The following is a 21,857-nucleotide window of genomic DNA, read 5'->3' on the forward strand; positions in this document are numbered from 1 at the left end:
TAATAATGCGACTGCAATAAGTTTTTTTATCATAATTTTTTATTAATTAATTATATATTTTAATTATACCTCAAAATTCTTTATTAGTTCAAATTTCTGATTTAAGCTTTTGATATAATCATAATCTTCAAGAACTTTTAAGAGGTTAGTTATAATAATATTTGGTCGTTGACCCACTCAAAAAAACAAAAAATCACCTTCTTTTAAAGGCGGTTTTTTGATACGATAAGCATATAAATTTATTTAAAATATAAGATTCAATAACAATGATAAATATTAGAGCTCATCACTTGCTTTGTATGAAGTATTTTAAAAAGAAAGGATACAGTAAAGAATTTGTACTGAATTTCTGTGAGGTAATGAAAGTTTTAAAAGATAATCCTGTAGTTAGAGTTATTGATAGTACAGATATTATTTGTAGTGCTTGTCCGCATAATGATAACGGAAAATGTATTAAGAAAGGTCCTAATTTTGAGAATGAAATAAAAGAAAAAGATAATAAGGTTATGAGATATTTAGAAATTAAACCAAATGCAGAAATTAAAATAATGGAAGCCAGGAATTTAGTAGATCACAATTTAGAAAAACTTAAAGGAATATGTAAAGAATGCGAGTGGTTAGATTATTGTTGCTAGATTGATATCGTAATAGATTCTAAATCTTTAAGATTTTCTTTTATTTCTATCCAGTTAATAGTTCTAAATACGTCTCGTATGAGACCCATTAGAATGAGACTCAAGTGGGCTTTTTTATTTACGTCAAGCTTGTTAGAATGCTAAAATAAGAGACATGAATAAAAAAGAGTCAATAATATTATTTAAAAAGGTCGCACGTTTTAATCAGTAATATATTTTTTAAAAAACAATGCTAGGTCTTATCATTTTAATTATTGGTATAGTTCTACTTCTTAGGAATTTAGGATATATTGACATGGGAATTTGGAATATTATTTGGCCATCTATCTGGATTATTGTTGGTTTGAAATTCATGCTTAAAAAGAAAAAGCATGGACACGGGCATGGTTGTTGGTGCTGTAATTGTGGACATAAAGAAGACGAAAGCCAAAGAGGATAATCAAACAAAAACACACTAGCTATATAACTAGTGTGTTTGTCTAAAAGCCTTTATTTTTTTTCTCCTAACTTTATTTTTAAATTAATCTTTTTATCTTCTCTTAAAACTTTTAAAGTTATTTCAGTTCCAATTTTATTCTCTTGAAGCAGATCAGCTAAAGGGTTGTCCTCATTAATCTTTTTTCCATTACATTCTAAAACGATATCGTACTCCTTTAATCCTGCTTTATCTGCAGGAGAGCCTTTAACTATTGCTCTTTCTCCTAGATTTTCTCTTACGATCAAAGCACCATAGTTAATTGGAAGCTTATTATTCTTTGCAATTTGTTCATTTAAAATAAAGTATCTTACACCCAGGAAAGGTTTTTTAATTTTGCCAAATTTCATTATTTCTTCTAAATCTTTTTTCGCGTAATTAATTGGAATAGCAAAGCCAATATTTTGTGCTCCCATTACCATTGCAGTATTAATTCCAATCGCATTTCCTTCCATATCAACCAATGGCCCGCCGCTGTTTCCTGGATTAATCGCAGCATCAGTTTGGATTAAACCTCTTAAGCTTGTTGCTTTTGATCCTCCTTGATAAGCTTTAATCTTTCTACTTAGTCCTGAAACAATGCCTGCTGAGATAGTGTCTTCAAACTCTCCCAAGGGATTTCCTACCGCAATTACTGATTCTCCTAGGTCAATTTTTCCTGAATCACCCATCTCTAAATATGGGAAACCATGATCTTGGATTTTTAAAATAGCAACATCAGTTAATGGATCTTTAGCCAAGACCTTAGCAGGATATTTTTTTGTTGGTTCAACAATAACAGTGTATTTTGCTGTTGGATCTTTAACGACATGGTTGCAGGTTAAAACATAGCCGTTTTTTGAAACAATAAACCCTGAACCTCCTCCTATTTTAGTTTCTTCTTTTTTGTTTTTGCCCATCTTAGGAACAATAAATTGTCTTCCTCCAAAAGGTAGAAAATAAAATCCTTCAATTTTGGGCAGATCTTTTGAAACAACCACAGTTATTACAGCCGGAGAAACCTTTTTAGCAATTTCAACTATTGGTGATTTTTGCATACTCTTTAATTTTTTAAGTTTAATACGTCATCATTTTATCATTAACCTGTATTGTCAACAAGAGAGAAAGCTGATAAAATGCTATTCATCCCCGAAGAAATGTCTGTCCCCGTAGTTCAATGGATAGAACGGCTGCCTCCTAAGCTGCAAATACAGGTTCGACTCCTGTCGGGGACACAATGTGAATATGGGCCCATAGCTCAGCTGGCTAGAGTACTTGTATGGCATACAAGGGGTGGTGGGTTCGAATCCCACTGGGTCCACATAAAGGATTAATACGCGCCGTGGTAGCTCATTGGTAGAGCATTTCTCTGAAAAAGAAAGGGTAGGTGGTTCAATTCCACTCCGCGGCACATGCGGGCGTAGTATAGTGGCTATTATATCGGCTTGCCAAGTCGAGGACGGCGGTTCAATTCCGCTCGCCCGCTCCAGAAAAAACTTATTCATAATTGCTAAAAACCGCTTTTTAAAGCGGTTTTTGAAGGCCTTGACACAAGGTTTTGATAGCGCTATTATGTCAAAATCCCTTAGAACAAGGGGTTTTAATATGATTAAGAAATCTATAAAAAATCACAATAAACGCTTGATTTTATTAGTGATTCAAACCTTAATACTTCTAGTTGTTTTTGGAGTTGTATCACAGGTTTATTCTGCGATAGGACAAAACAAGGACACATCAGACTTAGTAGTAATACCTAATTTTATTGTTGTTCAGAATAACAGCTTAACTTCTTTATCAAATCCAGCAAACCCTCCTCCAAAAGTTGTTAAAAAACTGCCAGTAATTATAACTGCTTATTCAAGCACGGTGTCTCAGACAGATGATACTCCTTTTATCACTGCATCCGGCTCTTATGTGAGAGACGGGATTGTAGCAAATAATTTATTGCCTTTTGGAACAAGAATCAGAATTCCAGATGTTTATGGCGATAAAATTTTTACTGTTGAAGACAGGATGCACAGAAGAAAAGGGAATTATCATATTGATATTTGGTATGCTGACTATTGGCAGGCAAAATCTTTTGGAGCAAAAAGAGCTATTATTGAAGTTTTGGAAAGCTAATTTAATTAAGAAAAATACAAAAACCACTGCATTTAATACAGTGGTTTTTGTGTTTAGTGCCCGGAGTGGGATTTGAACCCACATGGTCAAAGACCACGACATTTTAAGTGTCGCATGTATACCAGTTCCATCACCCGGGCAAAACTAAGTTTTTTTTCTTCCTCTATGTCCAGGTTTTAAGCTGTGGCAATTAGGACAAAGGATTCTAAGATTTTTTAAGCTATTATCATAAGGATCTCCGTTTATGTGATCTAGCTCTAGTGGTAAAAAGCCGTCTTTAGTTTTTTCTGCCCATCCGCAATCTTCACAATATTGTTCTTTAAGCTCAGCTTTAAATAATCTATTTTTTAATTTGTAGCTTTGAAATGTACTGTTTTTTACTAAAATGTCATTTAAAGGTATACGCGGTTTTCCTATACCTTTTAATCCTTTATTCCAGCCTTTTCCTTTTAAATGACTATCATCGATATTATATTCTTTAATATATTTTCTAATTTGCTTGTAATTACCTCCAGCTTCTCTAAGCCCAAGAATACCCAAAATCTGTCTTATACTCCTTGACTTTTTCACAGCATTTTTTAGCTGTTTTTCTGTCCAGCTCCTTTTTCTTTTATATTTCGCCATTATATTATTATAATATATGGCAGACGTAAAAGCAAAATAATATCTATTTGTTTGCCTTAATCAAGTTTTGAGGCGTGGGTGGGAATTGAACCCACGTAATCGGTTTTGCAGACCGAGGTCTAAGCCACTTGACTACCACGCCAAATTTATTCTTCAGTTTGAATATTATCTGTTTTTTTCTGCTTTTTCAACTCATCTAAAAGCTTCTCAATCCTATCAGCTTCTTTTGTTTTTGTCTCTTGTCGAAAGATAATTTTAGGAACACGTTTCATCACCAGTTTTTTATTGAGTTTTTGCTGCAGGTCATAAATGTTTTTATTGAGCACTTTGATAACTAAATCAAATTTTTCCTCTGGTATTACACTAATAAAAACATTGGTTTGATTAAAATTAGGAGCAGTTTTTACTTGAGTAACTGTTACTAAAATATCTTTTTCAAAATACCCTTCTTTCAAAAGAAGAGTAGAGACAGTTTGTTTTATAAGTTTATTGACTTTGTCAATTCGTTTTGACATTAGAGTTCTCCTTTTTTCCTTTCTTTTTTAAAAATTATTAATTCATCTCCTTTCTCAATCTTTTTTTCTCCTTCGTAAAGTATCCCTACTTCATCTCCTTTAGAACCTTTTTCAATATCTTTTTTGTTTTTTTGAAGATTAATCAATCTTCCTTGGTCAATTACTTCTCCGTTTCTTGTTACTTCAATTAAAACGCTTTTAGTAATTTCTCCTTCAGTCATTCTTCCTCCGACAATTTGGCGTTTTTTCTCGCCCCAAAAACCTACCAATACTTTTAATTTACCTAAATTATTTCTTACTACTTCAGGCTCTAAGATTTTTTCCATGTATTTTCTGATTTCCTCAACCAGATCATAAATGATTTCAAAATTCATTATCCTGATTTTTTCTTTTTCTGCCAGCCTATTGGCAGTAGAGTTGGCTTTCACTCTGAATCCTAAAACCAGAGCATTTCCACTTTTTGCAAACTGAATATCATTTTCATTTATTTGACCAACATCTGATTTTAAAACTTTCAATACAATTTTTTCTTGAGGAAGTTGTTTTAATATATTTTGTATTGCCTCAATTGAACCTAAAACATCAGTTTTAATAATTAAATTCAATGCCTTTTGCCCTTCTTGGAGTTCAACTCTTTTTTCAACCCCTCCTTTTTCCGGAGTTTTAATATATGCTTCTGCTTGTTTTAAGTTTTCAAAAACTTTAAATGTTTCACCAACTCTTGGCGCTTGATCTAATCCCAAAACAACCGCTGGATCAGCGGCAGCAGCTTGGAGGATTTGATCTCCTTGAAAATCTTCCAAACTTTTGATTTTTCCAGTTGTTGAAGGTGTAGCAATTATATTCCCTGGTTTCAATATTCCTTGACTTAAGAGCAAGGTTGCTATTGGCCCTCTTTTGTTGTCTAAATATGACTCTATAATTACTCCTTGAGCTGGTTTTGAATTATCAGCTTTTAATTCTTCCATTTCAGCTATCAAAAGTATAATATCTAAAAGGTCTTCAATGCCTTGACCTGTTTTTGCAGAAACATTAACTGAAGGCACTTTTCCTCCTAAAGATTCAACAATAATTCCTTGTTTTTCTAACTGCCCTTTTGCTTTTTGGGGATCAGCTTCTGGCCTATCCATTTTATTAAAGGCAATTATTAAAGACACTTTAGAATTTTTAATATGTTCAATAGCTTCTTTGGTTTGAACTTGAACTCCTTTTGTGCTGTCTATTACTAAAACAGCAATATCAGCTATTTTTGCTCCACGAGACCTCATTTGAGAAAAAGCCTCGTGTCCAGGAGTATCAATAAAGGTAATTTTTTTATTATTTTTTCGAACTTGATAAGCACCAATATGCTGGGTTATTCCACCAGATTCTTTTTCAGTAACTTTAGTTTTTCTTATTTGGTCCAATAAGCTTGTTTTACCGCTATCAATGTGCCCCAAGATTACTACGACCGGAGGTCTAGTTATTAAATTTTCATTTTCTTTTGTCATTTAAATCTCTTTTCTTTTAATTCTCGTTTTTTTAGCAATTTCTATTGCTTTTTTTTCTTCTTCAGACAGACTGTGATGTGAGTGGCCTTTTTTGATTGGTTTGCCAAACATCCTGTTTCCTTCTCTGCTATAAAAACTGGTAATCACCACGCCATTATTATTCCCATCTAAAAGTGCAATAGAAAAGCTTTGATTTCCACCTAAATCTTTAAAAGGATTAAATCTAACAACTCCCATTTTTTGAACAGAAAACACAGACTCTTTTTTCAAATAATCCAATTCTTTGGACACTTTTCTAAATTCTTTTTTTAAAGACTTAAACTCTCCAATAACTTGTTTCCAATTTTTAGGATCAATATCTTCTTTTTTAAAAAGTTCAAACATAGTATGGGTTATTAGATTAATTATACAAGAAGCGGTGGGGGCGAGAGTCGAACTCGCATAGGTTTTCACCCGCCGCTTTTCGAAAGCGGTTCCTTGCCGATTCGGAACACCCCACCAGTAGCAGAATTAATAGATAATCTTAAATAAAATATGTTTAAATTTATCACAGAATACACTTAAAATCAATTTATTAAGGAGATGAATAGTGATATACTCATAGAACATGAAAAACATTAAAGTAGCTATTATTGGAGTTGGAGGAAGAACTGGCACAATGTTTGCTTTTGAACTTAAAAATAGAGCTAGTGTTTTAGGCGTGGCAAAGGAAAAAGAAATTGAACTGATAGCGCAGAAAAAATTATATATTCAGAGGAAAGAACAAGAGCCTCAGTTGTTTGACTGCAAGGTTATAAAAGATAGTGATTTCAATTCTGATTTAGCTCCAGACATTATTTTCGTGACAACAAAAAACCCAGTTTACAGTGTTGTTAAATATTATTTTGAAAAATTTAAAAATGATAAGACGCCTGTTCTTTTTCTTTCCCAGAATGGCATCGATGCTTTAAATGACGCAAAAAAAGCTTTGCAAGATATTTATGGTCAGAGAGCAAAAGATATTACTATTATTAGGTCTGTTTTATTTAATCCAATAGATATTAAAATAGAAAACAGCAATATATATGTAAAATATTCTTTGCCAATACGCATTGCTGTTTCAAAAGCACAAGGGAAGTTAAACGTTGAAGATGTTTTTAAAACTTTTAAAAATGCTGGTTTTGAAATTCAGGAATTTCCACAGGAAAATGCCAGGAATTTAGAATTTTCAAAATTATTTTTGAATTTAATCGGAATGGTAAGCGCTTCCCATAATTTGTCAGTGAAAAATGGCTTTAAAGATAAAAACATTTTTCAACAAGAAGTAAAAGTTTTAAAAGAATACGTCAGGGTTGTTAAAAAATCTAATGGAAGATTTATTAATTTCTCAAACTATCCAGTAAAAACATATTGTTTTTTAATTGATTTAATTCCAATGTTTTTTTTAGTGCCTATTCGCAACATTTTAGCTAGATTTATTTCTAAAGGAAGAGAAAAAAAAGCAAAGGATTTAGATGAAATAGAATATTATAATGGCGCTGTTGTTAAATTAGGAAAGACTATCGGAGTTAATACTCCGATCAATGAACTCGTTCTAAAACGAGTTTAAAATGATTCTAAGAGTTAATTTTGTGGGCAATGTAGGACTTGAACCTACGACCTCGTCGATGTAAGCGACGCGCTCTAGCCACTGAGCTAATTGCCCCTATTTATTTTTTTATGGACGTGTCTTTGAAAGTGGGCGAGGGGAGAATCGAACTCCCACGGGAAAAATCCCCTTGAAGCCTCAGTTCAAGCTGTCTACCGATTCCAGCACTCGCCCATTTAATCTTAATTTTCTATCCAATTCCTCATTGTCAATCCTTATTATATTTTTCAATTTTATATATTTTCGTTTCAGGTGGGGTAGATTTCTTTTATAATACATTTTTGAAATCAATACCTTTGATTCTTTCTTGGCATACTTCAATTGCCAACATCTTTTGCCAGCAGTAATGTATCCATTGATTTTTAAAAGTTTTTTGATTTTAGATTGTATCCACTTCAGATGAAGCAAGCTTCCTGTTGTAAATGTTGTGTAAAACATAAAACTACTTCTCCATCTTTTATCCCAATAACTATAACAACTTCCATCTCCGTCAAAATGACCTCTTAAAAAGTCAAAAAAGTATTGATTAGGGATTTTAAGTTTTCCTATTGTTTTGCTTTTATTTGGGGTTAATCCAATACTAACTAACCATCTATAAAGAACAACGTCGCTGAATTGAACTTTAGGATATTTTTTCTCTGTGAAACCACTAGTTTTCCATCCTATTTTATTATTAATGCCAACACATTTTTTAAAGGCGTTAATCAATTCTTTATCTTTTGAAGTGAAATCTATATGCCTTCCATCATTATATAAACACCCGTCCGCTGTTATAAGGCCAACAGCATAAGCAATTTCCGGAGACCATTTAATTGGTTGTTTTCTCTTGGGTTTCATTTTGTTTTTCTTGAGAAGTTTGTTCAGCTTTTTTTTCTGTAGTTGGCTCTGTTTTTTCAACTGGTTTTTTTGATTCTTGAGTTTCTTGTGCTAACTCAGGTTTTATCTCTGACTGCTCATCAACAACCTCTTTTTCTGGCTCTTCGGCAACAACTTCAACAAATTCTTTTCTTTTTAACCTTGCTCTTTTACCTTTCGCTGTTCTTAAGAAATAAAGCTTTGCTCTTCTTGTTTTGCTTCTTCTTAAAACCTCTATTTTATCAATAGATGGCAAGTGTAAAGGGAATATCCTTTCAACTCCAACACCACTAATTACTTTTCTCACTGTAATTGTTGCTCCGATTTCTTTTCCATGCTTTTTTGCAATAACTATTCCTTCAAAAGTCTGGATTTTTTCTTTTGCTTCTTCTCCTTTCTTTTTTGCTTCCTCTTTTACTTTTTGATAAACCTTTACTGTATCACCAGGCTTTATATCAGGAATTTTCTTTTTTAAAAATGGTTGTATTAATTCTTTTATTTGTTTCATTTTTCCATTATAATGATTTTTGCTTCATCTTGAGCTAAATCTCTTTTTTTAATTGATAACTTTTTAATGGGCTTTAAAGATTTCAGTCCAAAAGCTTTTAAAAACTTACTTACTGGGTCTAATTTAATTTTTAAGTTTGGCAAACTATAATGCATTGGAATTGTAATGCGGGGCTCAATCTGAGATACTATTTTTAAAGCTTCTTGAGCTGAAATAGTATAGGTTCCTCCAACTGGAATCATCAATATATCAACCTCTCCTATTTTTTCCAATTGCTCGTCAGTCAATTCTTTTTGGCCAAAATCTCCCATATGGCAGATTTTTAAATTTTCACTTTCAATAACATATATTGTATTTTCACCCCTTTCTTTGCCCTGCTTTTCGTCATGAAAACTTGGGATTCCATGCACAAAGATGTTTTTTACATCATATTCTCCTGGGCCTTCAATTAAGAAAGGGTTTCCTGAAACAGCTTTAATATTATTGTGGTCATAGTGTTGATGGGTAACCAACAATACATCAGCTTCAGTTTTTGGAAGCCTTAATCCTAAGTTTTTTTCATAAGGATCAATAGCTATTTTAATTAAGCTGTTTTTCTGCGGATTTGTTGTTATTTGAAAAAAGGCATGTCCTTGCCAAACTATATTCATAAGAATGATTTGTTGAATTTATTCGCTTTTGCTTTATATAATACCTATATCATAACTCTTGAAAAAATCAATAAAACGTGTAAACTAAACTTATATTTATGAAACAATTATTAGAAAAAAATGAATTATTAAGGCCAATAAAAATTGGCGAACTTGTTGAAGGCAAGGTGGTTGGAAAAGGACGATCTTCTGTTTTTGTTGATTTGGGGCCAGTTGGTACAGGAATAATTTATGGCAAAGAGTTTTATGATGCAAAGTATAAATTGAAAAAACTTAAAGTTGGCGACGAAGTCTTTGCAAAAGTTACTGATATAGAAACTGATGATGGATTTATTGAATTATCAATGAAAAGAGCTACAAGAGAAATGACTTTTGAAGAATTGAGAAAGAAAAAGGAAGATGGTGAATTGGTAACAGTAAGAATTCTTGGAGCTAATAAAGGAGGATTAGTCACAGAAGTTTCTGGTCTTTCTGCATTTTTGCCTGTTTCTCAACTATCAAATGAGAATTATCCAAAAGTTGAAGGAGGTGAAAGATCAAAAATATTACAAGAGCTTCAGAAATTTGTAGGTAAGGATATGGAAGTTAAAATACTTGATTTATTTGAAAGAAAAGAACAAGTTATTCTTTCAGAAAAAGCAAAAGATTTGGAAAAAACAAAGGAAAAATTAAAAAAGTTTAAAATAGGAGATAAAGTTAAAGGAGAAATTACTGGAGTAACTGATTTTGGAGCTTTCATTAAATTTCCTTTATCAACGAAGAAAGACATTGAACAGCTTGAAGGTTTAGTTCATATATCTGAACTTGATTGGAAAATCATTAATAGCCCTCAAGATATTGTTAAAGTCGGGGATAAAATTAAGGCGCAGATAATTGAAATATCTGGCAATAGGGTTTGGCTTTCTTTGAAGGCCTTAAAAAAAGACCCTTGGAAAGGAATTAATGAAAAGTATAAAAAAGGAGATATTATTAAGGGCGAAGTGACAAAGCTTAATCCTTTTGGCGCTTTTGTAAAGCTAGATAAAGAGATCCAGGGACTTTGTCATGTTTCTGAATTCGAAAATCAGAAAATGGAAGAGATTTTAGAGCTTGAGAAAACTTATAAATTCAAAATTCTCTCAATCGAAGAAAAAGAACATAAAATGAGCTTGAAACTCATAAAAGAGTAAAACACCTCTTAAAAATGAAGAATTTGGCAAAAAACTTTCTAACAATTTTGTTAATTTTTTTACTTATTTCAGCAATTTTTAGTTTGTTTTATCAGCCTTTTGGCGAGATAGAAGAAATATCATTTACTAAATTAGCAGAAGAAGTAAGCCAGGATAAAATTAAAGGCATTATTATTGCTGGCAATCAACTTGATGTTGTTTATTTAGATGATTCAAAGGCAAGCTCAAGAAAAGAAGGCGAGTCTTCTCTTTCTCAATCATTGCTTAACTATGGAGTTGCAAAAGAGAAATTAGTAAAAGTTAATATTGAAATCAAAGAGGTTGGTGGAGCTTGGACATGGCTGGCTCCGCTTCTTTTTTCTGTTGTTCCAGTACTTATTTTAGTTTTCTTTTTCTGGTCAATCTTTAAACAAAGTAAAACTGGTGCAATGCAGGCCCTTGATTTTACAAAATCCAGAGCCAGACTATTTGGCGCAGATGACAGAAGAAAAGAAAAAACAACATTCCAAGATGTCGCAGGGCTCAAGGAGGCAAAAGAAGAATTAAAGGAGGTTGTTGATTTTTTAAAGCACCCAAAAAAGTTTTTGAAAATGGGAGCTAGAATTCCAAGAGGAGTTTTATTAGTAGGTCCAGCTGGAGTTGGAAAAACATTGTTAGCGCGCGCAGTTGCTGGAGAAGCTGATGTTCCCTTTTTTCACACTTCTGGTTCAACTTTTGTAGAGCTTTTCGTAGGTGTTGGGGCTTCCAGAGTCCGGGATTTATTTTCTACTGCTAAAAAAGCTGGAACATCAATAATTTTTATTGATGAATTAGATGCTGTTGGAAGAATGAGAGGCGCTGGTGTTGGCGGAGGCCATGATGAAAGAGAGCAGACCTTAAATCAAATACTTGTTGAAATGGATGGTTTTGAAAGAAATGATACAAGAATTGTTCTTGCAGCAACGAATCGCCCCGATATATTAGATTCAGCTCTTCTTCGTCCCGGCAGATTTGACAGAAGAATAATGTTAGACTTGCCTGATATAGATGGCAGAGAACAGATTTTAAAAATCCATTCAAGAGGAAAACCATTAAATCAAAACGCAAGCTTAAGAGAACTTGCTGAAAGAACTCCAGGGTTTTCTGGTGCAGACTTAGCAAATCTTATGAATGAAGCTGCAATCTTAGCTGCCAGAAGGAATAAAAAAGAGATTTTCCAGCAAGAGTTATTGGAATCAGTTGAAAAGGTTTTACTGGGGCCTGAAAGGAAAAGTCATATTTTAAGTGAAAAAGAAAAAGAAATAGCAGCTTATCATGAAGCAGGTCATGCTTTGGTGTCTGCATCTTTGCCAAACACTGATCCAATACGAAAGATTTCAATTGTTGCCAGGGGCATGGCAGCAGGCTATACCTTGCAAATGCCAGAAAGAGAAAAAAGAATGAAAACAAAAAGTGAGTTTTTATCAGAATTGGCAACTTTACTTGGCGGATATGTTGCTGAAAAACTGAAATTTAAAGAAATTACAACCGGAGCTTCCAATGATTTGAAACAAGCATCAGATTTAACGAGAAGGCTGGTGAAAAACTATGGAATGAGTGATCTGGGGCCAGTCTTTTTTGGAGAAAAAGAAGAATTAATATTCTTGGGAAAAGAATTAGGTGAGCAGCGCAATTATTCAGAACAAGTAGCTACTTTAATTGACAAAGAGATTCTAAAGTTTATAAAAGAAGCTGAGAGTAAAGCCAGGAAGATTCTTACTAAAAGGAAAAGATTGCTTGATAAGGTTGCTAGAACTTTAATTGACAAAGAAATTATTGAAAAAGAAGAGTTTGAAAGCTTGATTGGAAAGAAGAGTTCTAAAAAAAGGATTGTTTCAAAACCAAAAAAAGGTAAGCAGGTTAAAGTGAGTGTGAAGCGGGTATAATATTTATTGTTTGTTCCATTAAAATATCTGTGTTAAAATGAACTAATGAATATTAGTTTCAATAACGATAATTCAATTGTTCGACTATGGCCCGTTTAAAAGATCACGAAAAAGCCCTTGCTTTAAGGAAAAAGGAAATGAGCTATAGTCAGATAAAAGATGTTTTAAGGGTTAGTAAAAGCACTCTGAGTGTTTGGCTGAGAGATCATCCTTTGTCTAAAAAAAGAATAAGAGAGTTAAGAGATAGAAACGAACGAAGAATAGAAAGGTTCAGAGATACGATGAGAAAAAAGAAGGAAAAGAGACTTGATAAAACTTATAAACTTCAGAAGAATTTAATCTTGCCTTTAAGCAAGCGAGAGGCTTTTATTGCAGGTTTGTTTCTTTACTGGGCAGATGGATCAAAGTATAGAGCCGACCATCTATCCCTCTCAAATACAGACCCTTCTATGATCCAATTTTTTATTTATTGGCTCAATAAATGCCTTAAAGTACCTAAAAAGAAAATGCGAGTAGTGATGCATTTATATAGCGACATGCATATAGACAGAGAAATGAAATACTGGTCGAAAACGATTAAAATTCCTTTAGAACAATTTAGTCGTCCTTATATTAAAAAAACTTTAAGCGAAAGGATTAATCATAAAGGAAGTTTTGGTCATGGAACTTGTAATTTAAGAGTGAATAGTGTTCTTCTTGCAGAAAAAATTATTATGGGATTAAAGGCAATTGCCGATGAATACAAATAAAGAGATTTTAATAGCGCACGTAGCTCAGTGGTAGTAGCACAGATCTTATAAGTCTGTGGTCGCTGGTTCGATTCCAGCCGTGCGCACATTATGGGCGATTGGCGCAGTTGGCTAGCGCGTCACATTGACATTGTGAAGGTCATAGGTTCGAGTCCTATATCGCCCACATGGAATTAAATGTTATTTACCAAGACAATGATTTGTTGGTTGCTGATAAGCCTGCAGGAATAGTAGTTTTTTCAGAAGATGAAATTAAAGAAAAAACATTGATTAATTTATTGATTGAAAAAAATGAAGATTTAAAGAATGTTGGCAAGCCTCCAAGATATGGAATAGTTCACAGACTAGACAAAGACACTTCAGGGTTGCTGCTGGTAGCTAAGAATGATAAATCCTTAGCTTTTTTACAAGAGCAATTTAAAGAAAGAAAAGTTGTTAAAAAATATACTGCTTTAGTTGATGGCGAGGTTAAAAATAAAGATGGAATAATTGAAACTTTAATTGGCCGTGGGCAAAAAGACAGAAAAAAACAAAAAGTTTATTTGCCTTTTGAACCAGGCTCAAAAAACAAAAGAAAAGCAGTTACAAAATACAAAATTTTGAAAAAACTTATTGATGAAAAAGAAAACAAGTATACTCTGGTTGAGGCAATTCCAATTACTGGAAGAAAACATCAGCTCAGAGTTCATTTTCAGTATTTGAATCATCCAATTGTTGGGGATAAAATCTACAATTTTAAAAACCAGCCAATTTTAAAAGATTTAAAAAGACAATTTTTGCATGCAGCTTATTTAAGAATTAAAATATTAAATAATAAAGAAAAAGAATTTAATTCAAAATTAGCAACAGATTTAAAAAAAGCTTTAGATAATTTAAAAGAATATTAAAAATGAGAAGTCAAAAACCCGAAAATATTATTGGAAAGATCAAGCCAAGAGAAATTGTTGAGGAAATGAAAGAGTCATACATTGACTATGCAATGTCAGTGATAATTTCTCGTGCTTTACCTGATGTGAGAGATGGTCTAAAGCCAGTTCAAAGAAGAATACTTTATACTATGCTTGAAGATGGACTGAGGCACAATATGAAATTTAGAAAATCAGCAACTGTTGTTGGTTCAACAATGGGTCGTTATCATCCCCACTCTGATCAGGCGCTTTATGGTGCTGCAGTAAGAATGGCTCAGGACTTTTCCCTAAGATATCCATTAATTCAGGGGCAGGGTAACATGGGCTCAATTGATGATCCAGGCGAATATGCTGCCATGAGGTATTCAGAAATGCGGCTTTCAAAAGAAGGAGAAGAGATGCTCAAAGATATTTCAAAAGATACTGTTGATTTTGTTGATAACTATGACGGCACCAGGAAAGAGCCTGTGGTTTCACCATCACCTCTTCCCCAGCTTTTACTTAATGGTTCTTTGGGCATTGCTGTTGGAATGGCAACAAATATTCCGCCTCATAATTTAAACGAAGTTTGCGATGCTTTAATTTATTTAATTGATAATCCTAAGTCAGACACCCGGGATTTATTTAAGTTTATAAAAGGGCCAGATTTTCCATTAGGAGGGTTTATATATAATAAAGAGGCTATTATCGAAGCCTACTCTCAGGGCAAAGGCCCAATATTAACAAGGGGAAAAGCTGAAATAATTGAAGATAAAAAACAAAGAACACAAATTTTAATTACAGAGATTCCTTATCAGGTTCAAAAATCATCTCTTTTAGAACAATTTGCAAAGCTTGTTTCAGAAAAAAGAATAGAAGGAATTAAGGACATTAGAGACGAATCGGATAAAGACGGAATGAGAATTGTTATAGAACTGCAAAAAGATGTAATTCCTCAAAGAATTTTAAACCAGCTCTATAAATTTACAGATTTACAGCGCACTTTCCACTTAAATATCTTGGCTTTAGTTAATGGCACTCAGCCAAGGGTTTTAAATTTGCTTGATATTTTAAAATACTTTATTGAGCACAGAAAAGAAGTGATTGTAAGAAGAACAAAATATGAGCTTAATAAAGCAAAAGAAAGAGCCCATATTTTAGAAGGTCTTAAAAAATGTCTTGCCAAGATTGATGCTGTTATTGATACAATTAAAAAATCAAAAGACAGAGAAGATGCAAAAAACAATTTGATAAAGCGTTTTAAACTGACTGAAATCCAGGCAAATGCAATTTTAGATACTAAATTAGCAGCTTTGGCAAAGTTAGAAAGAAAAAAGATTGAAGATGAATTAAAGGAATTACTTGAAAAGATAAAAGAATTTACCTCTATTTTAAAAAGCCTTGTTAAAATTAAAACTATTATTAAAAAAGAATTAAAAAATATAAAGGATATTTTTGGAGACGATAGAAGAACAAAATTAGTTGTTTCTGAAATGGAAATAATCTCTGAGGAAGATTTAATTCCAAAAGAAGAAGCAATCATTACTTTAACTCAAGGTGGATATATTAAAAGAATTGACCCTAAAGCATATAAAATTCAAAAAAGAGGAGGAAAAGGAATGCTTGGCATGAAAACTATTGGAGAAGATATTGTGGAGCACTTTTTAATTGCCAATACTCATGATGAGTTGTTGTTTTTTACTGATTCAGGAAAAGTATTTAAAACATTGGTTTATGAAATCCCAAAGGGCTCAAGAGTTGCTAAAGGAAGAGGCCTTCTTAATTTCTTGGAATTATCAAACCATGAAAAAGTGCTTTCAATCATTCCTTTAGGAAAAGAAGAGAAAAACAATGATCATGCACAATTTCTGGTAATGGCAACTAAAAAAGGAGTAGTTAAAAAAACCAGCCTTAAAGAATTTAAAAATGTCAGACGTTCAGGGTTGATTGCAATTTCACTTAAAAAAGGAGATTTACTTGAAAAAGTTTGTAAGACAACTGGTGATGATGATGTGATTTTAGTTACTAAAAAAGGCAAGTCAATTAAATTCAAAGAAAAAGATATTAGACCAATGGGCAGACCTGCTGCTGGCGTAACAGGTATAAGGCTTAAAAAACAGGATGAATTAATTGGTATGGACGTAATTCAAAAAATCAAACAAGAAAAAACAAAAGATAAGGTTAAAAAATATTTACTGATTGTTAGTGAAAATGGCTATGGAAAAAGAACTGATATTAAAGAATACAGGCTTCAGAAAAGAGGAGGTACAGGAATAAAAACTGCTAATATTATTTCTAAAACAGGGGATTTGGTTGCTTCCAGGATTTTAAATCAGCAGGAAGAAGATTTAATTGTTATTTCCCGCCAGGCTCAGGTTATAAGGATTAAGATTCGTTCTATTTCAAAGCAAAAAAGAGCAACCCAGGGAGTAAGAATTATGAGGCTCAAACCCAATGATAAGGTTGCTTCTATTGCTTGCATTTAGCTTTCTTTTAAAAATATCTTTGATTAGGTAAAATAACTTTAAAGGCTTATTATGTCATTTCTTGATCCACAAAAAGTATTAAATGAGCTTAATGTTGAGAAGAATTTTATTGCAGCTGATTTTGGCTGTGGTTCTGGAGGATGGGTATTTCCTTTGGCAAAAATGCTTGAAAACGGAAAAGTATATGCAATTGATATTTTAAAAGAACCGCTTTCTGCCTTAAGAAGCAAAATGAAAACTTTTAAAGTTCTGAATATTGAACTTATACAAGCAGACGTGGAAAAACATTCAAAACTTCTTAGTGAATCCTGTGATTTGGTTTTACTGACAAATCTTTTATTTGGGGTTGAAGATATTGATAAGATTTTACAGGAAGTAAAAAGAGTTTTAAAGCCAAAAGGTCAGGTTTTAATTGTTGATTGGCTGGATGGTTCAAATTTAGGACCAGAAAAAAAGATTTCAGCTGATGATGTGAAACAAATTGCCCAAAAGCTTGAATTTCAATTTAAAAAAGAATTCAAAGCAGGTATTTACCACTGGGGCTTAATTATTGTAAAATGAGGTATATGAAAAAAACAAGATATTTTATTTTACTTTTCCTAATTAGTTTGGTTGCAGTAACAATGATGCCTGGCACATTAAGTGCTGATACCATAGAGATTAAAAATCCTCTAGCCAGTGACGAGTTTGAAGATATTATTAATAATGTCATTAATTTTATTTTCAAAATTGCTACTGTGCTAGCGCCTCTCATGGTTATTATGGCTGGATTTTTGTTTGTTACAGCAGGGGGTAATTTAGAGCAAATTAAAAGAGCTAAAAACATCATTATTTGGACAGCTGTTGGCTTCTTTGTAATTTTGCTTGCAAGAGGTATAATGGGAATGATAATGAATCTTTTAGGAGTCAGTTAGAAACGAGCATTAAATTATCAATTATTAAAAAAAACGAAAGGTCGATTTAAAAAAAGATTTGAACATAAAAAAGAATGAAAAAAGTATTTTTAAGCTTAATTGCAATAACTTCATTAACAGTGCTTGTGGTGCCTATGATAGTTTCAGCACAGCCAGTAACTGGTTGTGAGATAACTCATACCGAAGTAGCTGATTTCGAATCTGCTTGTACAGTGGGCGCAATAACTGATTCGGTAGATGCTTGGGGAATGTGCTGCTTACTAAATACAGTTTATACTGTTGTTGATTGGATATTTTTTGGTTTGATAGCAGTAGTATCTTTATTCACGATTTTAGGTGCTTTTGACATCTTAACAGCAGCAGGTGACCCAGAGAAAGTAAAGAAAGGACGAGAGAGAATAATGTATGCAATGATTGGTTTAGCAGTTGCCTTATTGTCTCGAGCAGTTCCATCAATTGTAGTAGCAATTGTTGGTTAATATTAATTTTAAAAAGAGCAAAATCAATCCTAATTTGGGATTGATTTTGTGTGTTAAAAAAGATAGAATTGAGTTGTTAATACGTGCCGAAGTGGTGAAACTGGCAAACACGTGAGGTTTAGGACCTCATGCCATTTATGGCTTGTGGGTTCAACTCCCACCTTCGGCACAATAACTTAAAACCGCTTTTCCAAGCGGTTTTAGTTTTTAAGTGCATATTTATCCTTTTACAACAATCTTTGATTTTTTATTCCTTGTTATTTTCGGAATCTTTATTGTTAGAATTCCTTCTTTTAAAGTTGCATCAACTCTTTCAGAGTCAATTTCAACAGGAGAAATTATTTGACGAGAAAATGGTCCCCAGTAACATTCTTGATAAAAGTAATCACCTTCTTCATCAGCTAACCTTTTCCTTTCACCCTTAAGCGTTATGACATCATCATCGATTGAAATGTCAATGTCTGTTGGTTTTATTCCGGCAATAGCTGATTGAATTATTAAATCTGAATCAGTTTGATAAACATCAACAGCTAATTCTCCTTCTAATTGAGGCCATTGCTCTTTTTTTTCTTTTGTTAAAACTGGAGCAGGTTGAGTGGTTTCTTTTTCAACTTTTTCTTCCTTTTTCACTTCGGGCTTTAGAGTTGCTTTTTTCACTTTTGTTTTAGTTATTGTTTTTTTAACTGGTGTTTCTTTTTTTTCTTGTTTGGGTTCTTTTTTTGGCGTTGGAGTTTTTGTGCTTTCTAATTCCTCGACGCCCATTCCTTTTTTAAGTTTTTCTAAAAATGATGCCATATTTTTAATTTATTAAATCTGTTTTTGTTCCAGCTAGATTTTTAAGTTTTTTAAAACCATAAGAAACAAAAACAGCTGTAATTATTAAGAGAGAAAAAGCCACTAAAAGATTTAAGCCTTTTTCAATTTTTATTATAAAGAAATTATAGAAACCATGCAACAATATTGCTATTGTTAGCCCTATGAAAATCAGCTTATTTCTTTTTTGTTTTTCAAAAAAGGAAAGACCAATAAAATATCCTACTATGGCTGAAGCTAATGCATGAAGAAATGTTGCTCCTAAAAATCTTAAAAAAGAAATTTCAAATATTTCTGATAAAAAAGGATTTTGGAGCGGAAATAAAATTAACAAATTTTCTCCTGCAGCAAAACCCAACGCTGCAATTATCATATAAATCATTGCATCAACTGGTTCATCAAATTCAGGATTGTTCAAAACCTTTTGTTTTATTACTAAATATTTTAAAACTTCTTCTATTAAGGCAACTCCTAAAAAGATATTTAAAATAAATGCAGTTAAAGTTGGTAAGTTTAATATTTTAACTACTTCAAAAAATAGTGTTTCAAATAAAATTGCAGGAATTGTAATAATAGCTCCATAGAAGAAGATTTTTAAAATCATTTTTTTTGGTTCAGGGTGAGAATCTTTTCTTAAATAAAATAAAAGCCAGATTATGCTGGGCAGTATTCCAAAGAAAATATATAAAGGATAATTTAAAAAATCATTCATAACTTAGATAAATTAATTATACAATGGAAAAAATAAATAACCAATTTTTAGGCTTCCCCCCTTTCTTTTTCAGTTACCCAAAAGCCCAGATATTTTTTAAACATTAATCTGGTTTGGGCGTCAAGTGAAGGAATACCTCCGAAAAAAATCAAAGTTAAAGGCAAAAACAACCATTGAAGCAGTATTGAAAGATTTTTGAACTTACTGGTCCCTTTTGGTCTTTTAGGAAGAATCAAAAGACTGATTATTGAAGATACAATCATTCCAATCATAGATATTCTCATTAAGTTGGTTGTAAATCTAGGCAGATTATATGACAACATTGTTACATTGAATTTTTCACCTCCAAGCATTAAAGGAAGCCAACCCAGAAAAAAGATTAAAAAAGAAGCAGTTGTCCATGACCAAAATCCGTCTAAAACATTAAATGAATATGAGATTTTTTTTGAAAGGGCTATTTTTTTGTTTTTTAAAAATCCATAGATCATGAATGGAATGTCATTACAGCCCCAGGCCCATCTTCTTTGTTGCTTGTATTGATTAATAATTGTTTTAAATAAATTCTTGGCCAATACTGCATCCATGGAAACAGGATAATACAAAGGAATTACCCTGTAATCGCCATCATAGAAAAGATAGGATTTCCAAAAAATCCTTGAATCATCAGAAACAACATTTTTTGGATAACCCACTTCTTCCAAAACTTTAAATGGCGTTGAATGGGATGAGTAGGTAACAAGTATTTCTGGTCTTTCCTGCTGCATCATCTGCCAGAAAGTGCCTGAAGTAGCAATAACCCGGGAAAATGCCGGTGCTTTCCAGATATTATTATTGTAAACCGGAATAGGTTGGTAAGAACAACGTTGTGGATTTTCAACTGTTAAAAAATGATATGTTAGACATGAAAAGTATTGGGGATATGGTTTTGTATCAATATCAAAAGTTGAGACAATAATATTATCTTTGTCCATATCAAGAGGTTCAATTATTTCTTGTTTTGCTTTTTTAATTGCCCAAGTTGTGTTTGATCCTTTGCCAGCTACTTCAGATTCTAAATTTTGGGGATGAGTTGTAACTAAAAATTTAAAGAATTTTGAAGAAAATTTTTCTTTCATTTGGCTTGCTATAATTTGCGCCTCTTTTCCCGCTCTTTCCTCTACTGACAATACAATCATTATTTTTTCTTTTGGATAATCTGAATCTAACATTGCTTGGCAGGAACTTTCAATAATCTCTTTATTCTCTTTATAAAATGGAAGAATTATTAAATGGTAAATTTGGTCCCAGCCATTAATTTGAGAAACTTTTTTAAACCAGTCAATTCCAAGATTTTTTTTCATTTTATTGAAACTTGCTATCTGGTGAAATGATAAATAACCTATTTTCAAAAGCCAGTAAAAATCAAAAAGGATTATAAAGATTGCTACTATTATTGGTGATAGCCATGAAAAGAAAAAAGAGCCTAGTAAGGTTAACCAGGACAAAAGTCCAGGAAGGATTTCCAAAAATCTATATATAACTCTTTGTTTGGGATTTTCTAAATCTTCGGCTTTAGAAAGAGATAAATAGTTTTTGTTCATGTTCGTTGGATCAATCCGTCAATCCAGCCTCTTATTTGGAAGAATTTACGTCTATTATAAACTCGTATGCTAAGCACTCCATTAGGAAGAGAATTTTTTGAACGTTTTCCTTTACTTGCTTTACTTATTTGACGCGTGATACGGAAACGACTTGGAGAAATGTTTGTAGTTGTACTCCAAAAATTAAGAGTTGATTGTTCATTGATATTTGGGTGAATTCGAATAGATACTTTGATTTTCTCTTCAGGAGTTTCAAGAATTTCTTGTAGGAAACGAAGAAATAAAATAATCATATAAGGGTCAGAGTTTACGAAATCAACATAAGGGCTTTTACTTTTGAGTTGTTTTTTATATCCTTCTCCCCAATAGAGAGCAGTACCGATCAATAATAATTCATGTTTCGACAGTAAACGAATTTGATCTGCTGATTTTTTTCTAATTTGTTTATTTTCAAGTTGTACGATACGGTGTCGTTTTTTATTGTATGCTACCAATAAAGATTGACTGGCTTTGGTCTTTTTTTTAAGAATTCTTTGTATTTTTAAAGGTAGTTTTAAGTTTTTACACCATCTACTAACTGAACTTTTACATACACCTGTAATTTTTGAAATTTCTCTATAGCTTTCCCCTTTTAATCTTAAATCAATTACGTTTTGATGTTGTAGATGCATATAATTTTAATTAG

General features: G+C 32.4%; 23 protein-coding genes, 12 tRNA genes and 1 pseudogene. 19 read left to right on the forward strand and 17 right to left on the reverse strand.

Annotation, left to right across the window (positions count from 1 at the left end; genetic code table 11):
* The first annotated feature begins 266 nt into the window (after positions 1-266).
* Together KJI70_01900 and KJI70_01905 are read left to right on the forward strand one after the other, a co-directional pair.
* Positions 267-635, forward strand: a complete 369-nt coding sequence (locus tag KJI70_01900; protein ID MCP6718284.1) for a DUF1284 domain-containing protein — start codon at positions 267-269, stop codon at positions 633-635.
* A 229-nt stretch (positions 636-864) separates the two neighbouring features.
* On the forward strand, positions 865-1,074 hold the full coding sequence (locus KJI70_01905) for a DUF5668 domain-containing protein (GenBank protein MCP6718285.1): 210 nt from the start codon (positions 865-867) through the stop codon (positions 1,072-1,074).
* 50 nt (positions 1,075-1,124) lie between these two features.
* Here the strand turns inward: KJI70_01905 and KJI70_01910 are convergent, their stop codons facing one another.
* Positions 1,125-2,147, reverse strand: a complete 1,023-nt coding sequence (locus KJI70_01910; GenBank protein ID MCP6718286.1) for a trypsin-like peptidase domain-containing protein — start codon at positions 2,145-2,147, stop codon at positions 1,125-1,127.
* Positions 2,148-2,252: 105 nt separating this feature from the next.
* On the opposite strand from KJI70_01910, the gene KJI70_01915 reads away from it, so the two are divergent.
* The 5 genes from KJI70_01915 (at position 2,253) to KJI70_01935 (ending at position 3,210) form a co-directional block, all read left to right on the forward strand.
* Positions 2,253-2,324: transfer RNA gene (locus tag KJI70_01915), tRNA-Arg, on the forward strand.
* 12 nt (positions 2,325-2,336) lie between these two features.
* Positions 2,337-2,410 (forward strand) — tRNA-Ala (locus tag KJI70_01920).
* Positions 2,411-2,428: 18 nt separating this feature from the next.
* Positions 2,429-2,500: transfer RNA gene (locus tag KJI70_01925), tRNA-Phe, on the forward strand.
* A 3-nt stretch (positions 2,501-2,503) separates the two neighbouring features.
* A tRNA-Gly gene (locus tag KJI70_01930) sits at positions 2,504-2,578 on the forward strand.
* 116 nt (positions 2,579-2,694) lie between these two features.
* Positions 2,695-3,210, forward strand: coding sequence for a 3D domain-containing protein (locus KJI70_01935; GenBank protein ID MCP6718287.1), 516 nt, complete (start codon positions 2,695-2,697; stop codon positions 3,208-3,210).
* 57 nt (positions 3,211-3,267) lie between these two features.
* On the opposite strand, the gene KJI70_01940 is transcribed toward KJI70_01935, so the two are convergent.
* The 7 genes from KJI70_01940 to KJI70_01970 all read right to left on the reverse strand — a co-directional run bounded on the left by KJI70_01940 (position 3,268) and on the right by KJI70_01970 (position 6,339).
* Positions 3,268-3,350: transfer RNA gene (locus tag KJI70_01940), tRNA-Leu, on the reverse strand.
* 4 nt (positions 3,351-3,354) lie between these two features.
* Entirely contained in the window at positions 3,355-3,834 is a 480-nt protein-coding gene (locus KJI70_01945) for an HNH endonuclease (protein MCP6718288.1), read from the reverse strand.
* Between the two features lie 70 nt (positions 3,835-3,904).
* Positions 3,905-3,976 (reverse strand) — tRNA-Cys (locus KJI70_01950).
* Between the two features lie 4 nt (positions 3,977-3,980).
* Positions 3,981-4,349 carry a ribosome-binding factor A gene (locus tag KJI70_01955; GenBank protein MCP6718289.1) on the reverse strand — a complete coding sequence of 123 codons (369 nt, stop codon included), beginning with the start codon at positions 4,347-4,349 and terminating at the stop codon, positions 3,981-3,983.
* Positions 4,349-5,839 (reverse strand): translation initiation factor IF-2, encoded by a 1,491-nt coding sequence (gene infB / locus KJI70_01960; GenBank protein ID MCP6718290.1) that lies wholly within the window; start codon positions 5,837-5,839, stop codon positions 4,349-4,351. Before infB ends, KJI70_01955 begins: the two co-directional genes overlap by 1 nt.
* A complete protein-coding gene (locus tag KJI70_01965; GenBank protein MCP6718291.1) occupies positions 5,840-6,223 on the reverse strand; it encodes a DUF4446 family protein in 384 nt (127 codons plus the stop codon).
* A gap of 32 nt (positions 6,224-6,255) precedes the next feature.
* A tRNA-Ser gene (locus KJI70_01970) sits at positions 6,256-6,339 on the reverse strand.
* 107 nt (positions 6,340-6,446) lie between these two features.
* Here KJI70_01970 and KJI70_01975 point away from each other — a divergent pair.
* On the forward strand, positions 6,447-7,427 hold the full coding sequence (locus KJI70_01975; protein ID MCP6718292.1) for a hypothetical protein: 981 nt from the start codon (positions 6,447-6,449) through the stop codon (positions 7,425-7,427).
* 23 nt (positions 7,428-7,450) lie between these two features.
* Here the strand turns inward: KJI70_01975 and KJI70_01980 are convergent.
* From KJI70_01980 to KJI70_02000, 5 genes and pseudogenes are all read right to left on the reverse strand, one after another.
* Positions 7,451-7,523 (reverse strand) — tRNA-Val (locus KJI70_01980).
* Between the two features lie 33 nt (positions 7,524-7,556).
* Positions 7,557-7,640, reverse strand: a tRNA-Leu gene (locus KJI70_01985).
* Positions 7,605-8,303, reverse strand: coding sequence for a hypothetical protein (locus KJI70_01990; protein MCP6718293.1), 699 nt, complete (start codon positions 8,301-8,303; stop codon positions 7,605-7,607). Before KJI70_01990 ends, KJI70_01985 begins: the two co-directional genes overlap by 36 nt.
* A gap of 163 nt (positions 8,304-8,466) precedes the next feature.
* Positions 8,467-8,829 (reverse strand): annotated as a pseudogene (gene rplS, locus KJI70_01995) (50S ribosomal protein L19).
* Entirely contained in the window at positions 8,826-9,479 is a 654-nt protein-coding gene (locus KJI70_02000) for an MBL fold metallo-hydrolase (protein ID MCP6718294.1), read from the reverse strand. Before KJI70_02000 ends, rplS begins: the two are co-directional and overlap by 4 nt.
* A gap of 98 nt (positions 9,480-9,577) precedes the next feature.
* On the opposite strand from KJI70_02000, the gene KJI70_02005 reads away from it, so the two are divergent.
* The 11 genes from KJI70_02005 (at position 9,578) to KJI70_02055 (ending at position 18,236) form a co-directional block, all read left to right on the forward strand.
* The gene (locus tag KJI70_02005) at positions 9,578-10,648 is read left to right on the forward strand and encodes a S1 RNA-binding domain-containing protein (GenBank protein ID MCP6718295.1); all 1,071 of its coding nucleotides are present in this window, start codon (positions 9,578-9,580) and stop codon (positions 10,646-10,648) included.
* Positions 10,649-10,662: 14 nt separating this feature from the next.
* Positions 10,663-12,552 carry an ATP-dependent zinc metalloprotease FtsH gene (gene ftsH, locus KJI70_02010; protein ID MCP6718296.1) on the forward strand — a complete coding sequence of 630 codons (1,890 nt, stop codon included), beginning with the start codon at positions 10,663-10,665 and terminating at the stop codon, positions 12,550-12,552.
* Positions 12,553-12,638: 86 nt separating this feature from the next.
* Entirely contained in the window at positions 12,639-13,301 is a 663-nt protein-coding gene (locus tag KJI70_02015; GenBank protein MCP6718297.1) for a hypothetical protein, read from the forward strand.
* 13 nt (positions 13,302-13,314) lie between these two features.
* Positions 13,315-13,387: transfer RNA gene (locus tag KJI70_02020), tRNA-Ile, on the forward strand.
* A 6-nt stretch (positions 13,388-13,393) separates the two neighbouring features.
* Positions 13,394-13,467, forward strand: a tRNA-Val gene (locus KJI70_02025).
* Between the two features lies 1 nt (position 13,468).
* Positions 13,469-14,188 carry an RluA family pseudouridine synthase gene (locus KJI70_02030; protein ID MCP6718298.1) on the forward strand — a complete coding sequence of 240 codons (720 nt, stop codon included), beginning with the start codon at positions 13,469-13,471 and terminating at the stop codon, positions 14,186-14,188.
* Between the two features lie 2 nt (positions 14,189-14,190).
* On the forward strand, positions 14,191-16,674 hold the full coding sequence (gene gyrA, locus KJI70_02035; protein ID MCP6718299.1) for a DNA gyrase subunit A: 2,484 nt from the start codon (positions 14,191-14,193) through the stop codon (positions 16,672-16,674).
* 51 nt (positions 16,675-16,725) lie between these two features.
* The gene (locus KJI70_02040) at positions 16,726-17,235 is read left to right on the forward strand and encodes a class I SAM-dependent methyltransferase (protein MCP6718300.1); all 510 of its coding nucleotides are present in this window, start codon (positions 16,726-16,728) and stop codon (positions 17,233-17,235) included.
* Positions 17,236-17,240: 5 nt separating this feature from the next.
* Positions 17,241-17,588 (forward strand): pilin, encoded by a 348-nt coding sequence (locus KJI70_02045; protein ID MCP6718301.1) that lies wholly within the window; start codon positions 17,241-17,243, stop codon positions 17,586-17,588.
* A 74-nt stretch (positions 17,589-17,662) separates the two neighbouring features.
* Positions 17,663-18,067, forward strand: a complete 405-nt coding sequence (locus KJI70_02050) for a hypothetical protein (protein MCP6718302.1) — start codon at positions 17,663-17,665, stop codon at positions 18,065-18,067.
* An 85-nt stretch (positions 18,068-18,152) separates the two neighbouring features.
* Positions 18,153-18,236, forward strand: a tRNA-Leu gene (locus KJI70_02055).
* Positions 18,237-18,286: 50 nt separating this feature from the next.
* On the opposite strand, the gene KJI70_02060 is transcribed toward KJI70_02055, so the two are convergent.
* Genes KJI70_02060 through KJI70_02075 form a run of 4 tightly spaced genes read right to left on the reverse strand, consistent with a single transcriptional unit; the run spans position 18,287 to position 21,843 of the window.
* Complete coding sequence (locus tag KJI70_02060) at positions 18,287-18,862, reverse strand: Hsp20/alpha crystallin family protein (GenBank protein MCP6718303.1); 576 nt, start codon at positions 18,860-18,862, stop codon at positions 18,287-18,289.
* Between the two features lie 4 nt (positions 18,863-18,866).
* Positions 18,867-19,592 carry a PrsW family intramembrane metalloprotease gene (locus KJI70_02065; GenBank protein ID MCP6718304.1) on the reverse strand — a complete coding sequence of 242 codons (726 nt, stop codon included), beginning with the start codon at positions 19,590-19,592 and terminating at the stop codon, positions 18,867-18,869.
* A 47-nt stretch (positions 19,593-19,639) separates the two neighbouring features.
* Positions 19,640-21,172 carry a glycosyltransferase family 2 protein gene (locus KJI70_02070; protein ID MCP6718305.1) on the reverse strand — a complete coding sequence of 511 codons (1,533 nt, stop codon included), beginning with the start codon at positions 21,170-21,172 and terminating at the stop codon, positions 19,640-19,642.
* Positions 21,169-21,843, reverse strand: coding sequence for a helix-turn-helix domain-containing protein (locus KJI70_02075; GenBank protein ID MCP6718306.1), 675 nt, complete (start codon positions 21,841-21,843; stop codon positions 21,169-21,171). Before KJI70_02075 ends, KJI70_02070 begins: the two co-directional genes overlap by 4 nt.
* Positions 21,844-21,857: the final 14 nt, after the last annotated feature.

The sequence above is a fragment of the Patescibacteria group bacterium genome (assembly GCA_024238995.1).
GTDB lineage: Bacteria > Patescibacteriota > Minisyncoccia > Minisyncoccales > JANBVM01 > JANBVL01.

Excerpts from the sequence above, each read along its gene's own strand:
- ftsH (MCP6718296.1), top strand. The coding sequence starts at position 10,663 with ATGAAGAATTTGGCAAAAAACTTTCTAACAATTTTGTTAATTTTTTTA.
- infB (MCP6718290.1), bottom strand. The coding sequence starts at position 5,839 with ATGACAAAAGAAAATGAAAATTTAATAACTAGACCTCCGGTCGTAGTA.
- KJI70_01975 (MCP6718292.1), top strand. The coding sequence starts at position 6,447 with ATGAAAAACATTAAAGTAGCTATTATTGGAGTTGGAGGAAGAACTGGC.
- KJI70_02060 (MCP6718303.1), bottom strand. The coding sequence starts at position 18,862 with ATGGCATCATTTTTAGAAAAACTTAAAAAAGGAATGGGCGTCGAGGAA.
- KJI70_02030 (MCP6718298.1), top strand. The coding sequence starts at position 13,469 with ATGGAATTAAATGTTATTTACCAAGACAATGATTTGTTGGTTGCTGAT.
- KJI70_01945 (MCP6718288.1), bottom strand. The coding sequence starts at position 3,834 with ATGGCGAAATATAAAAGAAAAAGGAGCTGGACAGAAAAACAGCTAAAA.
- KJI70_01910 (MCP6718286.1), bottom strand. The coding sequence starts at position 2,147 with ATGCAAAAATCACCAATAGTTGAAATTGCTAAAAAGGTTTCTCCGGCT.
- KJI70_02065 (MCP6718304.1), bottom strand. The coding sequence starts at position 19,592 with ATGAATGATTTTTTAAATTATCCTTTATATATTTTCTTTGGAATACTG.
- KJI70_02005 (MCP6718295.1), top strand. The coding sequence starts at position 9,578 with ATGAAACAATTATTAGAAAAAAATGAATTATTAAGGCCAATAAAAATT.
- gyrA (MCP6718299.1), top strand. The coding sequence starts at position 14,191 with ATGAGAAGTCAAAAACCCGAAAATATTATTGGAAAGATCAAGCCAAGA.
- KJI70_01965 (MCP6718291.1), bottom strand. The coding sequence starts at position 6,223 with ATGTTTGAACTTTTTAAAAAAGAAGATATTGATCCTAAAAATTGGAAA.
- KJI70_02050 (MCP6718302.1), top strand. The coding sequence starts at position 17,663 with ATGAAAAAAGTATTTTTAAGCTTAATTGCAATAACTTCATTAACAGTG.
- KJI70_01955 (MCP6718289.1), bottom strand. The coding sequence starts at position 4,349 with ATGTCAAAACGAATTGACAAAGTCAATAAACTTATAAAACAAACTGTC.
- KJI70_01900 (MCP6718284.1), top strand. The coding sequence starts at position 267 with ATGATAAATATTAGAGCTCATCACTTGCTTTGTATGAAGTATTTTAAA.
- KJI70_02045 (MCP6718301.1), top strand. The coding sequence starts at position 17,241 with ATGAAAAAAACAAGATATTTTATTTTACTTTTCCTAATTAGTTTGGTT.
- KJI70_02015 (MCP6718297.1), top strand. The coding sequence starts at position 12,639 with ATGGCCCGTTTAAAAGATCACGAAAAAGCCCTTGCTTTAAGGAAAAAG.
- KJI70_02040 (MCP6718300.1), top strand. The coding sequence starts at position 16,726 with ATGTCATTTCTTGATCCACAAAAAGTATTAAATGAGCTTAATGTTGAG.
- KJI70_01905 (MCP6718285.1), top strand. The coding sequence starts at position 865 with ATGCTAGGTCTTATCATTTTAATTATTGGTATAGTTCTACTTCTTAGG.
- KJI70_02070 (MCP6718305.1), bottom strand. The coding sequence starts at position 21,172 with ATGAACAAAAACTATTTATCTCTTTCTAAAGCCGAAGATTTAGAAAAT.
- KJI70_01990 (MCP6718293.1), bottom strand. The coding sequence starts at position 8,303 with ATGAAACCCAAGAGAAAACAACCAATTAAATGGTCTCCGGAAATTGCT.
- KJI70_01935 (MCP6718287.1), top strand. The coding sequence starts at position 2,695 with ATGATTAAGAAATCTATAAAAAATCACAATAAACGCTTGATTTTATTA.
- KJI70_02000 (MCP6718294.1), bottom strand. The coding sequence starts at position 9,479 with ATGAATATAGTTTGGCAAGGACATGCCTTTTTTCAAATAACAACAAAT.
- KJI70_02075 (MCP6718306.1), bottom strand. The coding sequence starts at position 21,843 with ATGCATCTACAACATCAAAACGTAATTGATTTAAGATTAAAAGGGGAA.